Source organism: Floridaenema fluviatile BLCC-F154 (genome assembly GCF_041929135.1).
Taxonomy (GTDB): Bacteria; Cyanobacteriota; Cyanobacteriia; order Cyanobacteriales; family Aerosakkonemataceae; genus Floridanema; species Floridanema fluviatile.
On record NZ_JBHFNS010000051.1, the window covers coordinates 1 to 15,640 of the forward strand.

Below are 15,640 nucleotides of genomic sequence, written 5' to 3' on the forward strand. Positions count from 1 at the left end.
AGCGTTAGTTATTTATCGAGAAATTGGCGATCGCAAAGGTGAAGGAACAGCACTGGGAAATCTGGGTGCTGCTTACATTGCTCTGGGAGACTACCGCAAAGCGATCGAGTACTACCAACAGCATTTAGCGATTGCACGAGAGATTGGCGATCGCAACGGTGAAGGACAATCTCTGGGAAATCTGGGTCTTGCTTACGATTCTCTGGGAGACTACCGCAAAGCGATCGAGTACCAGCAGCAGTGTTTAGCGATTGCACGAGAAATTGGCGATCGCAACGGTGAAGGACAATCCCTGGGAAATCTGGGTATTGCTTACCGTTCCCTGGGAGACTACCGCAAGGCGATCGAGTACCAGCAGCAGCGTTTAGCGATTGCACGGGAAATTGGCGATCGCGATGGTGAAGGAAATGCACTGGGAAATCTGGGTATTGCTTACTTTTCCCTGGGAGACTACCGCAAAGCGATTGAGTACTACCAGCAGAGTTTAGCTATTCTACGAGAAATTGGCGATCGCAGGGGTGAAGGAGGAGCACTCGGAGGTCTGGGTAATGCTTACATTGCTCTGGGAGACTACCGCAAAGCGATCGAGTACCAGCAGCAGAGTTTAGCGATTGCACGAGAAATTGGCGATCGCGATGGTGAAGGAGGAGCACTCGGAGGTCTGGGTGGTGCTTACTTTTTCCTGGGAGACTACCGCAAAGCGATTGAGTACCAGCAGCAGAGTTTAGCGATTGCGCGAGAAATTGGCGATCGCAGAGGTGAAGGACTTTCTCTGGGAAATCTGGGTAGTGCTTTCCGTTCCCTGGGAGACTACCGCAAAGCGATCGAGTACCAGCAGCAGAGTTTAGCCATTAGACGGGAAATAGGCGATCGCAACGGTGAAGGACAAGCTTTAAATAATTTGGGGTATGCTCTCTACAAATCAGGAGATTTAGCCCAAGCAGAGAAAAGCCTATTCCAGGGAGTAGAAGTTTTAGAATCTCTACGAGAGAGATTAGGCGATGACGATGCTAACAAAGTGTCTATTTTTGAGCAACAAGCTCGTACCTACCGCACTTTACAACTAGTCCTAATCGCCCAAAATAAAACCACAACAGCATTAGAAATTTCCGAACGAGGTAGAGGCAGAGCTTTTGTCGAATTACTCACCAGGCGACTGTCAACTAACCCTAAAGAAATCATCCCTGCTGCATCTTTAAAACCAACAATTGCCCAAATTAAACAAATTGCCCAAAATCAAAATGCTACTTTGGTGCAATATTCGATTATGGCTGATAATTTCAAAATTCAAGATAAACAACAAACCAAAGAATCAGAACTTTACATTTGGGTAATCAAACCCACAGGTGAAGTCAACTTCCGCAAAGTCGATCTCAAACCTTTATGGCAACAACAAAACACTTCTCTCGGAGAACTTGTTACTAACACTCGTGACTCTATTGGTGTCAGAGGTCGTGCAACTGCAATCATCGTCCCCAAACCCGGAGTTAACGAAAAACAACGCCTGCAAAAACTCCACGAAATACTAATCAAACCAATAGCCGATTTACTCCCAACCGATCCCAATAATCATGTTATCTTCGTTCCCCAATCAGCGTTATTCTTAGTTCCCTTCGTCGCCTTACAAGACGAACAAGGCAAACATTTAATCGAAAAACATACAATTCTCACCGCACCCTCAATTCAAGTCTTAGAATTAACTCATGCTAAAAAAGCAGAAATGCAGCAAAGCAGAGGTGCAGGAGAAAAGAGTTTCCAAAATTTAATTGTCGGTAATCCAACCATGCCATCTTTAACCTTAAAAATAGGTGAACCACCGGAAAAATTATCACCTTTACCTGGAGCACAAGAAGAAGCAATTGAAATTGGTAAATTGTTCAATACTCAACCTTTAATTGGTTCTCAAGCTAAAGAAGCAACAATTAAATCTCAAATCTCGCAAGCTAACATTATTCACTTCGCCACACACGGACTTTTAGATTATGGAGAACTGCAAGGAAAATATCGTGCAGGAGTACCGGGCGCATTAGCTTTTACACCCGACGAAAAAGAAGATGGTTTGCTGACTTCTGATGAAATTCTCGATTTAAAATTGAAAGCTTCCTTAGTAGTTTTAAGTGCTTGTGATACTGGGAGAGGACAACTTACAGGTGATGGAGTAGTTGGATTATCTCGCGCTTTTATTACTGCGGGAACACCCAGCATTGTTGTTTCTTTGTGGGCGGTTCCTGATGCACCAACATCTGATTTAATGAAGGAGTTTTATCAGCAAATGAGGACAAATCCGAATAAGGCGCAAGCGTTACGTCAGGCAATGTTAACTATTATGAAAACTCGCCCTCATCCAAAAGATTGGGCAGCTTTCACTTTCATCGGAGAAGCATATTAATAATCTGTAGGGGCGAAGCATTCGGGCAACAATTTATATACTCAAACCATAAATTTATTACCCGAATGCTTCGCCCTTACCTTTAAGGGAAGAAGTAAAAAGGGAAAGGAAGAATTATGAAACGGCGGCATTTTTTACAGTTTGGTGGTTCTTTGTTGGCTAGTTTGGGAATTAGTCAAGTTGAGTTTTTTCAGCGGGCTAATCGTTATGGTAAGGTGTTGGCGCAAAATACGCCTCGCAAACTGGCTTTATTAGTGGGAATTAATAATTATACTGACGGAGTTCGTCCTTTGCGGGGATGTTTGATGGATGTGGAAATGCAGCGAGAGTTGTTAATTCATCGCTTTGGTTTTCAGCCACAAGATATTTTAGTAATTACAGATTCTCAAGCTACTCGTCAAGGTATTATTACTGCTTTTGAAAATCATTTAATTAAACAAGCAAAACCCGGAGATGTGGCGGTTTTTCACTTTTCTGGACATGGTTCGCGGGTAGTAGATCCTGCGCCGATTAATGGTAAAAATTTGAATGGAACAATGGTTCCTATAGATACTGTTACTGCTGATAAAAACGTGGTAAAAGATATCATGGGTAAGACTTTATTTTTGTTGATGTCGGCGGTACAAACAGAGAATTTAACTGTGGTTTTAGATAGTTGTTTTTCGGGGGGTGGTGACAGGGGAAATTTGGTGGTTCGTTCTGCAAGATTTGAGCGAGAAACCGAAAACATCAAAGTCGATGCAGCAGAATTAGAATATCAACAAAAATTGTTATCACAGTTAAACTTTTCTCCCGATAAGTTTCAAGAATTACGAGAAAAAGGTATTGCTAAAGGTGTCTCGTTAACTTCCGCTAAGGATAACCAATTGGCTACAGATGCGCGTTTTGATGGTTTTAATGCTGGCGCTTTTACTTATTTATTAACTCGTTATCTTTGGCAACAAAATCGTAATCAATCTTTAAGTAAAATTTTTGTTAATTTAGCTTTGCGGACTCAAGATATGGCTCAATATTCTGGTATGATCCAAGTACCGGAATATGAAGTAAAACCGGGAAGCGATTACGGAAATAAATTAGTTTATTTCAGCGAACAAACTAATCGCAGTGCTGAAGGAGTGATTCGCGAAGTCAAAGAAAATGGTAAGGAAGTAGAAGTGGAATTTTGGTTGGGTGGAATTGCTTCGCAATCGTTAGAAGGTTTTCAAAAAGGGTCTATTTTTAGTTTAATTGATAATCAGGGTAAAGAGATTGGACAAATTGAACAAATATCTCGTGTTGGATTAGTCGGTTATGGTAAAGTTATTAAAGGTAATTCTGACTTGGTTAAACAGGGGATTTTACTGCGGGAAAGAGTGCGGGGAATTCCTACGGATTTAACTTTAAAAGTTGGGTTGGATGACTCTTTGGGTGCGGAGAAAAGTCTGGCGGAAAAGGAAATTAACGCTATTAATCGGATAGAAGTTGTTGGGGTGAATCAAACAGATGTTGTACATTATATTTTAGGTCGAGTTAGGGAAAATAACTCTCGCGATTTGCAACGGTTATCAATTTCTAATCCGCCGCCTGTAGGGGCAATTGGTTTATTTACTTCCGGGGGAAAAGCAGTTGATAATACTTTTGGAATTCCTGAAGAATCTGCAACAAAAGCGATTCAAGAAAGGTTGAAATCTAAATTTAAATCTTTGCTGGCTGGGAGAATTTTACAAACTTTGGTGACAGGGGATTCTTCTACACTTAAAGTTAGTAGTTCTATTCAACCTGTTAATTCGACAAGTGCAGCTAATATTGTTAGTAGTCGGGGGAATCAAGAGGATAAAAAAGCACCGATTAGTTCTGTGCAAGGTACTAAGTTTAAGCCGAATACAGAAATTCAAATTACTATTCAAAATAACGAAAGTCGTAATCTTTTTATTGGTGTTGTGTTAATTGATTCTAGCGGTGATTTATTAGTTTTGTTTCCTCGTGATTGGGATACTCCAGAAGATGCGGCTTTGGTGGCTGCGGGAAAAACAATTACTTTGCCTCGAATTGAGGATAATTATAAAATTCTTTTAAAAGGGCCTTCGGGTACTTTGGAAGTTTTAGTATTGGCTAGTGTACTTCCGGTTCGTAATGCTTTAAAGGGTTTACAAAATATTGCTAGAAGTCGCAATACTGCTAAAGGTTCTCCGTTAGGAATTGGTGAAGATGAACCGGACAAAGTAATTGGTGATTTGTTGATAGATTTTGACAATATGACTCGTGCTGGTGTTCAATTAGTATCCACCATTAGAGGGGTTGATACAACTAAAATTGCTGTGCTTTCTTCTTTGGTGGAAGTGGTGGAATAAGGGATTTTCCAGTTTATTCAATATGAGGAATGGGGATGGGAAACTGGGAACAGTAAAGATGATAGTTGTGTCAGTGTTGGTTAAGTATAGAAAGCAAGTATAGAAGAGTTTTTTTTGAATCTATCTTGAGAGATATTTTAGAATTTTTGTAACTTAAATAACAGTAATGGTTTAATGATAAAAAAGTTGTTCATTAGGGGAATTTACGGTTACGTAAATTGTTAAGTTGTATGAAGATAAAGTAAGTGAAGTAGTTTATTTAGTGAGTGTAAATTTTGGGCAAGTAGTTAGTTTTTAGTATTTATAGAGAAGTGTTAATTACAAGGGAGCAAGTTGAACAGTTTTATAAATATTTTTGAATAATTGAAATGTAGGAACAAACATGAGCAAGTACTTCCAGTCTGGAAATTCGCTAACGCCAGAACAACAGGAGATGGTGGAGGAAAGGGTAGAACGGTTAGTTGGGGAGGGAACGGCTGCACTAGAAGCGGAACTGCGGGTGTTTAAAGAACGTTTTGGGGCTTTTTTCTCGGCTACGTCTCAGTTGGTTTGGGTGGCGGATGTGGAAGGTAGAGTACATGATACTGTGAGTTGGAGGGGTTTTACTGGACAGACGGAAGGGGAAGCTAAGGGTTTTGGTTGGTTGGATGCGATTCATCCTGACGATCGCCAACCAGTTGCTAAACTTTGGATGCAAGCAGTAACGACACAAAGTTTGTACAATGCGGAATACCGACTCCGAGCCAAAGATGGAACTTATCGCTATTTTGTTGCTCAAGGAACTCCAGTTTTAAATCAGGATGGTAGCGTTCGGGAGATTGTGGGAACTTCTACAGATATTCACGATCGCAAAACTACAGAAAATGCTCTCAAACAAAGCGAAGAACGTTTTCGCTCTTTAATTGAAGCTACTGCTCAAGTGATTTGGAAGACAAATGCTCAAGGTGAATTAACTTCTGAACAACCAACTTGGAGTAAATTTACTGGACAAACTTTTGCAGAGTACAAAGGTTGGGGTTGGCTTGATACAATTCATCCAGACGATCGCCAATATGTTGCTGAAAGTTGGGCGAAAGCTGTTAGTAAGCGATCGTTACATGAAATTGAATTTCAAATGCGCCGCTACGATGGCAAATATCGCTACATAAGTTGTCGTGCTGTGCCAATTTTAAATCCAGATCGAACAATTCGGGAATGGATTGGCGCAAATACAGATATTACCGATCGTCAGGAAACGGAAGCAGCATTAAGGCAAAAAGAAGCGCAATATCGGAGTATTTTTGAATCTGTTAATGATGGTATTGTTATTTTTGAATTAGAAACTGGGAATATAGTCGCCGCCAACCCAGCAAAAGCCAGAATGCACGGCTATACTGTGGAAGAGTTTCTTCAGTTAACTCCCGAAAGTTTCGTTCATCCAGATTCTTATTCCTTATTTAAAACATTCATTAAAACTATAAAGGCGGGTAAACAATTTTCTTGTCAAGCTGTTGATTTACACAAAGATGGTACTCCAATTGATGTTGAAGTTACAGCAGTTCCTTATTGGCAAGATAATAAACTATATGGTTTGTCAGTAGTGCGAGATATTAGCGATCGCAAACAAGCAGAAATTGCCCTTGTTCAAGCTAAAGAAGCCGCGGAAACAGCTAATCATGCAAAAAGTGAGTTTATCGCCAATATGAGTCATGAGTTGCGAACTCCCCTTAATGGGATTATTGGTTATGCTCAAATTCTGCTCAGGGGTAAAAGTTTAATTGAAGAAGATCGATCGCGCATCGATGTAATTTACCAATGCGGTTCCCATTTATTGACTTTAATTAATGACATTTTAGATCTATCGAAAATCGAAGCGCGAAAAGTGGAATTAATCCCCAGTGATTTCCATTTTCCCGCATTTCTCCAAGGGGTAGCGGAAATGTGCCGCATTCGCGCCGAACTTAAAGGTATTCAATTTAATTATCGATCGGCTGCGGAATTACCGAGCGGGATTCACGCCGACGAAAAACGGTTGCGACAAGTATTAATTAACCTGCTAACCAATGCGATCAAATTTACTGATACAGGTGATGTTAGCTTCACCGTTAGCTTCGCAGCACTGGGCAAAATTCGCTTTCAAGTTCGCGATACAGGTATTGGAATTCCCGCAGAAAAACTGCACAAAATTTTTCTCCCTTTTGAACAGGTAAGCGATACTAGAAGACAGTCAGAAGGTACCGGATTGGGACTAGCAATCAGTCAAGAAATTGTCGGATTAATGGGTAGTGAAATTCAAGTGCAAAGTGAAGTTAATGTTGGTAGTATCTTCTGGTTTGATGTTAATTTGCCGGAAGCGACTGAGTGGACGAAAACGGCTCAAACCGATGCTATAGGACAAATTATTGGGATTAAAGACTCGCAACCGAAAGTTTTAGTAGTTGATGATAAGTGGGAAAATCGATCGGTAATTAGTAATTTACTTAGTCCGATCGGTTTTACCGTTTTTGAAGCCAAAAGTGGAAAGGAAGGCTGGCAAAAAATTCTCGAACATCAACCAGATTTAGTTATCACTGACTTATTGATGCCCAAAGGAGATGGATTTGAACTAATTAAACGGATTCGCCAGTCCGAAACCTTCAGAGATCTAATTATTATTGTTTCCTCTGCCAGCGTCTTTGAATCAGATGAATATAGAAGTATAGAAGCTGGAGGTAACGCTTTTCTACCCAAACCTGTGATGGCAAAAGAATTACTCGAAAAAATTCAAAAATATCTCCGAATCCAATGGATTTATGCAGAAAAACCGACATTACCTGTTTCTGAGATCGATCGTGATGAGTTAATTCCTCCACCCAAAAAAGAACTAGAACTTCTCTATGAATTAGCGATGAAAGGGAGTTTTAAAGCCATTATTAAACAAGCAAAATTGCTTGAGCAAACAGACCCAAAATACACTACTTTTGCCCAAAAACTCTATCAACTAGCAAAAGGATTTCAAGACCAAGAAATTTTAAATTTAGTTCAATCTTTCAGGGAAAAACTATGAGGTTCACAAATATGGAAAATTCTACTGTTCTGATTGTTGACGATAATATTGCTAATTTAGGCGTATTGTCTGATACTTTAGATCAAGCTGGCCTAGAAGTTTGGGTAGCCCAATCAGGCAAAGTAGCTCTAGAACGAGTCAAATATGCCCTACCCAATTTGATTTTGTTAGATGTAATGATGCCAGAAATTGACGGCTTTGAAACCTGTCGTCAACTAAAAGCAAATCCCCTCACAAAAGATATCCCAATTATCTTTATGACGGCACTTTCCGACATTGCCAATAAAGTAGAAGGATTTAAACTAGGAGCAGTTGACTATATTACCAAACCATTCCAGCAAGAAGAAGTATTAGCTCGAATTAAATTACATCTCAAGCTCTATGAATTAAACAGTAAACTAGAAGAAAAGAACGCTTTGTTAGAACAGAAAGTTACTGAAGTAACTCAAGCTTATACTGATTTACAACAAATGCAAGCGCAACTGATTCAAGGGGAAAAAATGTCTAGTTTAGGGCAAATGGTAGCAGGTATTGCCCATGAAATTAACAACCCAATTAATTTTATTTATGGTAATCTCACTTATGCAAAAGATTACATCCAAAATATTTTGGAACTTCTAGAAATGTATCAGGAAGACTACCCAAAACCAACACCTCGGATTCAAGCCGAACTCGAAGATATTGAGTTAGATTTTATTAAAGATGATTTATTAAAACTGCTAAATTCAGCAAATACGGGGACACAACGCATTCACGAAATCGTCAAATCAATGCGAATTTTCTCTCGCGTAGATGAAGCCGCAGTTAAAGCCGTAAACATTCACGAAGGCATTGATAGCACCCTGACAATTTTACATCACCGCTTAAAAGCTAGACCAGAGCATCCAGGGATTGAAGTTATTAGAGAATATGGTCAATTACCCCCAATTGAATGTTATGCTGGACAACTCAATCAAGTATTTATGAATATTCTTTCTAATGCTATTGATGCCTTAGATGAATATCATCAACAATGCTGTTTTTCAGGGAAGATTAATCGATCGGGAAAAATTTACATTTCCACTGAAATTATCAGAGACAACTGGATTAAAATTCGCATTATGGATAATGGCTTAGGAATAAAAGAAGAGGTGAAATCTAAACTTTTTGAACCCTTCTTTACGACGAAACCTGTGGGTAAAGGCACTGGTTTAGGACTATCAATTAGCTACCAAATTGTAGTCGAAAAACATGGTGGTAAACTACACTGCCAATCTGTACCAGAAAAGGGTACAGAGTTTATTATTGAAATCCCCATTCATCAACAGCTGGAAGAAGCTATGCCAGCGCATTGTGTTGCTTAGCAAAGATGGGATGATTGAAATCGCTACACAAACAAAGTCCGCCTACGCGGACTAAAGAATAGCGGGAGTATTTAAGCCAGATTTGGTATTACCCACCCCAACAGAGATGATTCAAAGAAAAGCAATAATGCTAAACACAACGCTATGCGATCGCACTAACCTAAACTAGGCGCAGCTTCTATAATTTCTCTCGGTACTCGCTGGTACTGCTTAAAGTTTTCCACAAACTTTTGCGCTAAAGCTTTCGCTTTTTCTTGATATGCTTCTGGGTCACTCCAAGTTTTAATCGGGTCTAAAATATTACTATCTACACCCGGAACTGACTCAGGAATTAAAATGCGGAAAATTGGATGATGATGGAATTTGACATGATTTAATTCACCACTCAAAGCAGCTGAAACCATCGCACGAGTATCAGCAATTTCAATCCGTTTACCTACACCATAAGGCCCGCCAGTCCAGCCAGTATTTACCAAATATACATCAGCGTCGTACTCAATAATTCTGTCGTACAACATCTCAGCATAAACAATCGGAGACAGGGGTAAAAATGGCTTACCAAAACAAGAAGAAAAAGTCGCTTGCGGTTCCGTAACTCCCCGTTCAGTACCAGCTAAAATACTGGTATAACCAGAGATGAAATGATACATTGCCTGTCTGTTTGTCAGTTTAGAAATAGGAGGCAAAACCCCAAAAGCATCTGCGGTTAAAAAGATTACAGTTTTTGGATGATCGCCAACCCCAGGAATTACACAATTAGGAATAAATTCCACAGGATAAGCGGCTCTAGTATTTTCCGTAACACTGCTATCGTTGTAATCAGGAATTCTTTTTTCCGGGTCAATAGTCACATTTTCAATTAACGAACCAAACCGCAAAGCTTCCCAAATTTGTGGTTCATTCTTCTTACAAAGGCGAATAGTTTTCGCATAACATCCACCTTCAAAATTGAAAATTCCTTGGTTTGACCATCCATGTTCATCATCACCGATTAAGCGGCGCTCAGGATCGGCAGATAACGTAGTTTTCCCCGTACCAGAAAGACCGAAAAACAAAGCTGTATTGCCATTTTCATCCATATTAGCAGCACAGTGCATCGGTAAAACATCTCGTTTCGTCATTAAATAATTCATGAACGAGAATACGGATTTTTTCATTTCGCCAGCGTAGCTTGTCCCGCCAATTAAAACAATTCCTTTCAAGAAATTGACTAACACAAATGCTTCGCTATGAATGCCATCAGTTTCTGGATCGCCTTCTAAACCGGGAACTGCAATTACTGTTACATCTGCATGATGATGTTTTAGTTCTTCTGCTGTTGGTCTAATAAACAACTGATGCACAAATAAATTTTGCCAAGCAAATTCATTGACGATTCTGACACCTAACCGATACTGAGGATCGGCACCAACATAACCATCAAAAACATACAAATCTTTGCCTTGCATATAAGCAAGTGCTTTCTTGTACAGTTGATCGAATTTCTCTACTGAAATCGGAACATTAACGCTATTCCAATCAATCTCGTCATGAATAGCTGGATCGTCCACAATAAACTTATCTTTAGGCGATCGCCCTGTATATTTACCCGTCTTCACAAACACCGCGCCATTCTCGCCTAAAATACCTTCCTGACGTGCTAACGTATGTTCTACTAACTGCGATACTGATAAATTACGATACACGCGACCGCAGTTTTTAATTCCTAAAGTTTCTAACTTAGAGCTTTTTCCATTCTTTGATTCGCCTACTTGGAAAAAGCTTTGCTCCAAACGGCTGATAGTTGTCATATTCAGGGAATCTAGGGGGTAAGTTTTTGAGTTCAGCATATTAAGCACCCGCCTTTTAAATTTAGGTTTAAACCTAGTTCTTGATTACTAGGTACTCAGGCATTCCTATTAACTTTTACCAAAAACTTTCTTGATAAAGTTATTAATTAATAAAATTTTGTATATTTTAATACTGTTTTGAAATTCGTAAACAAAATACACTCTAATGAGAGGCTTACTTTTATGCAAAAACCGCATCTTATCATTGTATATTTTACATTGTTTTTTCGTCAACAACTCTCTCAAGCAATCTCACGGCTAAAAGGATGATTCATTTGTCAGTTAGTGTTACTTATCCTTCAAAATGAGGATATGTTTTTAAATTTTCTTATGTTCCCAGGGATACAATTCTACTTTAGCTCAATCGATAATTGAGCAGTTGTGTAATTTATTACTTTATTAAATTGTTTTAACTAAACTGTCGGCACTTCAGTACGTCCGTTGTGAGTACTTCAGTGCGCCTTTGTGAGCCAATAGGACTAGAGTCCTCACAACAAACTTCTGAAAAGGAACTTAATTAACCGATCGTTACTTGAGAGGGGGTATGACGATCGCGAATTTCCAGGTCAAGCACTTGGTTTAATTTACCACTGCGATAACCTTCTAAATCCAAAGTAACATAAATAAATCCCAACTCTTGAAAAGCTGCTACTAACTGCGGTAAGTCGGTATTTAATACAAACCCTTTAATTTGTTCTGGTGGTAATTCAATTTTAGCGGTATCGCCAGCAGAGCGCACCCGCAAATTTTGCCATCCCAATTTACGTAAATAAAGTTCTGCTCTCCCAACTCTTTGTAATTTAGCGATCGTAATTTCTTCCCCATAAGGAAAGCGAGAACTTAAACAAGGTTGAGCAGGTTTATCCCACCAAGGAAGTCCTAAAAATTTAGAAATTTCCCTCACTTCCATTTTGCTAATTCCTACTTCCGCTAAAGGCGATCGCGCCCCTCTTTCTTTCGCCGCTTGAATCCCCGGACGATAATCTCTTAAATCATCAGCATTTACCCCATCTACCACATAAGGATAACCCAAACTTAAAGCCAAAGGTTTTAAGGTATCATGCAATTCACTCTTGCAGAAATAACAGCGATTTACTGGGTTAGAAGTATAGTTAGGATTCTCCATTTCATGAGTTTCAATTATCTGATGGAGAATCCCAATTTCTAATGCTTGAATCTTGGCATCTTCCAAATCTTCTGGTAATAAAGAAGGCGACTCTGCGGTTACAGCTAAAGCTCGATCGCCCAAAACATCATAAGCAACTTTCGCCACCAAAGTACTATCAATTCCTCCAGAATAAGCAATAATCGCTCGATCCATTTCCGCGAAAATGCCTTTTAATGCTTCTAATTTCTGCTCCAACATAGTTTCCAATCTCACCAACCCAGTGAATTAATTTCGCAATTTCTGTTACAACTAACTTGGTTTTCCAGCCAAGGGAATTCAAAATAGCTCTCTTCAATCATAACAATTTGTAACTAAATTTGTAACTTGTATCTCAATCACTCAGAACATTACTAAGTTACTTAATACACTTGTCGATCGCTAGAGCCAAGAAAGATAATAGTAGAGAAAGTACCCTGACGACGATCGAACATCGTTAATAAGGAGAAATTCATTTAATAACCCGCTGTGAACACAAACCAATAATTAGCACATTTAAGCGATCGCACTTAGAAGATCGGGAAACATAAGTTAGCAGTTATCAAGTCAGACATTTTTGCTCCTCCTAAATTCCGCCGATCGACGGGAGTTAGGGCAGATCTAAACGACCATCTTTGTAACTAGCAACTAAAGTTAACTATCTATAATAGAGCGATCGCCTTTTCCTATTTACCGCACCAAAAAAGCCACAGATTCCACATGAGCAGTTTGCGGAAAGAAATCAGCAGGTTGAACTCTCACTAACTGATAACCATCAGCACACAAAACTTTCAGATCGCGTGCCAAAGTCGCAGGTTTACAACTAACATAAACAATTCGACTTGGTTGAATTTGCAACAGCGAATCTAACACAGCGCGATCGCAACCCTTACGCGGCGGATCGAGTAACACAATATCCGGCGTTACTGCTAACTGCGGCAACAAATTTTCCACCTCTCCCATCTGAAAACTAACATTAGTAATTTGATTCAAAGTCGCATTCGCCGCAGCTTGTTCCACCGCCTCCCGTTGCACCTCCAAACCAATTACTTGCCGCACCAATTTCGCCAGAGGTAAACTCATCGTACCAATGCCAGAATAAGCATCAACCAAAACCTCATTTCCTTGCAAGTCAAGTTGCCCAACAATTTCCTGTAACAGCAACTCTGCGACTTCTGTATTTACTTGGAAAAAAGTATCAGGGCGAATTTGAAACTCCAAATCAGCAAACACTTCTCTTAAAAAAGATTTCCCCGCAATACAACGAGTTTCCTCACCGAAAATAGCATTTGTGCGATCGGGATTAACATTCAGCGACACCCCCACCAACTGAGGATAACGCTTCAACCACGCTTCAGCCTGAGCCTCAATTCCCGGCAAATCCCCATCCTTCACCACCAAAGTCAGCAGCATTTCCCCCGTGCGCCGCCCAACCCGCAGCGACAGATGGCGTATTTGCCCCCGATGGTGTTTTTCGTTATAAATTCGCCAACCCCGCCCTTGAATGTCCTGCTTAACCTCACTCAGCAAAGGATTTAACCTAGCATCCTGTACCGGGCATTGATTCAAATTCACCAGTTGATGAGAACCCTTTTGGAAATAGCCCGCCTGCACCTTCTGCGTAGACGACAAACACACCGGATAAGTAGATTTATTGCGATACCCCAAAGCCGAATCCCCCGCCAAAACCGCATCCACAGGCGGCGCAGAAATTCCACCAATCCTTTCCAAAGCTTGAATCACCAAATTCCGCTTTGCTTCCAACTGATACTCATACCCAATATGCTGCCATTGGCAACCCCCGCACTTATCCGCGACAATGCAGCCAGGGCGAGTCCGGTGAGTAGAAGGGGTAATAATCTCTTGCAGCTTGCCAAAAGCGTATTGTGGCTTCACGCGGAGTAAGCGGACTGTGATGCGATCGCCCACCACCGTATCCGGCACAAACACCACCCTCTCCCCAAAACGCCCCACCCCATCCCCCGTATCCGAGAGATCCGTAATTTCCACCTCCACCAGCCGCCCCTGTTTCCAAAGGTCATCCGAATTTTCACTTCCAGTTTGTAACAAAATGTTTCCAGTTTTAATCATCTTTCAATTTAGATTTTAGATTCAATTTCTCCCCATCTCCCCACTTCCCCATCTCCCCACTTCCCCATCTCCTCACCTCCCCCATTCCCTTGCGTCCCTTCATATCGGTAAACTACGAAATGGTATCCTCAGACCTTCTAATAAATCATGAGTGTAGTAAGCCAAGTTATTCTCAAAGCCGACGACGAACTTCGTTATCCCAGCACCGGGGAACTGACTGCTATCAAAGACTTTTTTCAAACAGGCTTAGTGCGGACAAACATCGCCGCTACCCTAGCCGAAAATGAAAAAAAGATTGTTCAAGAAGCCAGCAAACAGCTATGGCAGAAACGTCCTGACTTCATTGCGCCCGGTGGCAATGCCTACGGACAACGCGAACGCGCCCTCTGTCTAAGAGACTATGGCTGGTATCTCCGCCTAGTTACTTATGGAGTTCTCGCTGGTGACAAAGAACCAATTGAAAAAATTGGTTTAATTGGCGCACGCGAAATGTACAACTCTCTGGGTGTACCCGTTCCCGGTATGGCAGAAGCCATTCGTTGCCTCAAAAAAGCGTCCTTAGCACTTTTGAGCGAAGAAGAAGCCGCCGAAGCCGCACCTTACTTTGATTACCTGATTCAGGGAATGTCTTAATCTTCAGCCTTAGCGTTGAAAGCCAGACCCGACTCTGTTAATTTTAATCTGTTTCCCCACCCTTGTTGGTGTTTCCTAGCTGCAAAAATGTTAGAACACTGACAAAAGGTGGGGAAATTTTATTAGGAAAAACTTAGTGAAATTACGGAAAATAATTGATAATAAAAAACCGACAGTTACTTGTTTTTACTGTCGGCTGGTTGTGTGTTCCCTGTCGATGACTCGGCTAGAGTTCAGTTGTTTGTAGTATGGCTTTTTAATGAGGCTTTGATAGCGATCTTAATCATCTTTAACCTGTGATATCGATCACTAACCAAAAGCATTAAATACGTAAGATAAATTTTTCATAAGTCGAGTTTATAAAATGGGAAATTATAGAAGATCTGCTGAAACTTTTTCCCATTAAACTTAATTTAAATCATTACTCAAATTCACCGGGAAGACCGACACAATTTTTATTAATCTAGTTCATAAGGGGAAAAATGGAGGTAATTAGCGAAGTGCGATCGCACTCACATTAAGTAGCAAATTGAAAGGCGATCGCATCCTAATTCATGCCAAAATATAATTATTCTCCTCAACCTAACCAGCCCATTACGTGAAAACCGACAACATCTTTTATCAGCTATTCCAAACCTTCCCCACTCTCCTCTTTGAACTCATCGGGCAACCTCCATCACTAGCACAAAATTATACTTTTGTTTCACAAGAAGTCAAAGAACTATCTCGCAGCTTTGATGGCGTATTTTTACCATTAAAAACCGCACCTGACCAACCGATTTATTTTGTAGAAGTGCAGTTTCAACCAAAAGCTGACTTTTACTGGCGCTTCTTTGCCGAAATATTTGTCTACCTG

The 15,640-nt window shown here is 40.4% G+C and carries 9 protein-coding genes; 6 read left to right on the forward strand and 3 right to left on the reverse strand.

The window, feature by feature from the left end:
• From ACE1B6_RS12340 to ACE1B6_RS12355, 4 genes are all read left to right on the forward strand, one after another.
• Window positions 1-2,389: CHAT domain-containing protein (locus ACE1B6_RS12340; RefSeq protein ID WP_413257532.1), on the forward strand; the 2,389-nt coding region annotated here is incomplete at its 5' end.
• A 116-nt stretch (window positions 2,390-2,505) separates the two neighbouring features.
• Window positions 2,506-4,719: a caspase family protein gene (locus tag ACE1B6_RS12345; RefSeq protein ID WP_413257533.1), complete on the forward strand. Its 2,214-nt coding sequence runs from the start codon at window positions 2,506-2,508 to the stop codon at window positions 4,717-4,719.
• A gap of 382 nt (window positions 4,720-5,101) precedes the next feature.
• Entirely contained in the window at window positions 5,102-7,744 is a 2,643-nt protein-coding gene (locus tag ACE1B6_RS12350) for a PAS domain S-box protein (protein WP_413257534.1), read from the forward strand.
• 11 nt (window positions 7,745-7,755) lie between these two features.
• Window positions 7,756-9,087 carry a sensor histidine kinase gene (locus ACE1B6_RS12355; protein WP_413257535.1) on the forward strand — a complete coding sequence of 444 codons (1,332 nt, stop codon included), beginning with the start codon at window positions 7,756-7,758 and terminating at the stop codon, window positions 9,085-9,087.
• Between the two features lie 155 nt (window positions 9,088-9,242).
• Here ACE1B6_RS12355 and pckA read toward each other — a convergent pair whose 3' ends face one another.
• From pckA to rlmD, 3 genes are all read right to left on the reverse strand, one after another.
• A complete protein-coding gene (gene pckA / locus ACE1B6_RS12360; RefSeq protein ID WP_413257536.1) occupies window positions 9,243-10,916 on the reverse strand; it encodes a phosphoenolpyruvate carboxykinase (ATP) in 1,674 nt (557 codons plus the stop codon).
• A 517-nt stretch (window positions 10,917-11,433) separates the two neighbouring features.
• Complete coding sequence (gene larE, locus ACE1B6_RS12365; RefSeq protein ID WP_413257537.1) at window positions 11,434-12,282, reverse strand: ATP-dependent sacrificial sulfur transferase LarE; 849 nt, start codon at window positions 12,280-12,282, stop codon at window positions 11,434-11,436.
• 468 nt (window positions 12,283-12,750) lie between these two features.
• The gene (gene rlmD, locus ACE1B6_RS12370) at window positions 12,751-14,151 is read right to left on the reverse strand and encodes a 23S rRNA (uracil(1939)-C(5))-methyltransferase RlmD (RefSeq protein WP_413257538.1); all 1,401 of its coding nucleotides are present in this window, start codon (window positions 14,149-14,151) and stop codon (window positions 12,751-12,753) included.
• A gap of 147 nt (window positions 14,152-14,298) precedes the next feature.
• Between rlmD and ACE1B6_RS12375 the strand changes: the two genes are divergently transcribed.
• Together ACE1B6_RS12375 and ACE1B6_RS12380 are read left to right on the forward strand one after the other, a co-directional pair.
• A complete protein-coding gene (locus tag ACE1B6_RS12375) occupies window positions 14,299-14,784 on the forward strand; it encodes an allophycocyanin (RefSeq protein WP_413257539.1) in 486 nt (161 codons plus the stop codon).
• Between the two features lie 598 nt (window positions 14,785-15,382).
• A partial coding sequence (locus ACE1B6_RS12380) for a DUF2887 domain-containing protein (RefSeq protein WP_413257540.1) occupies window positions 15,383-15,640 on the forward strand: 258 nt, incomplete at its 3' end.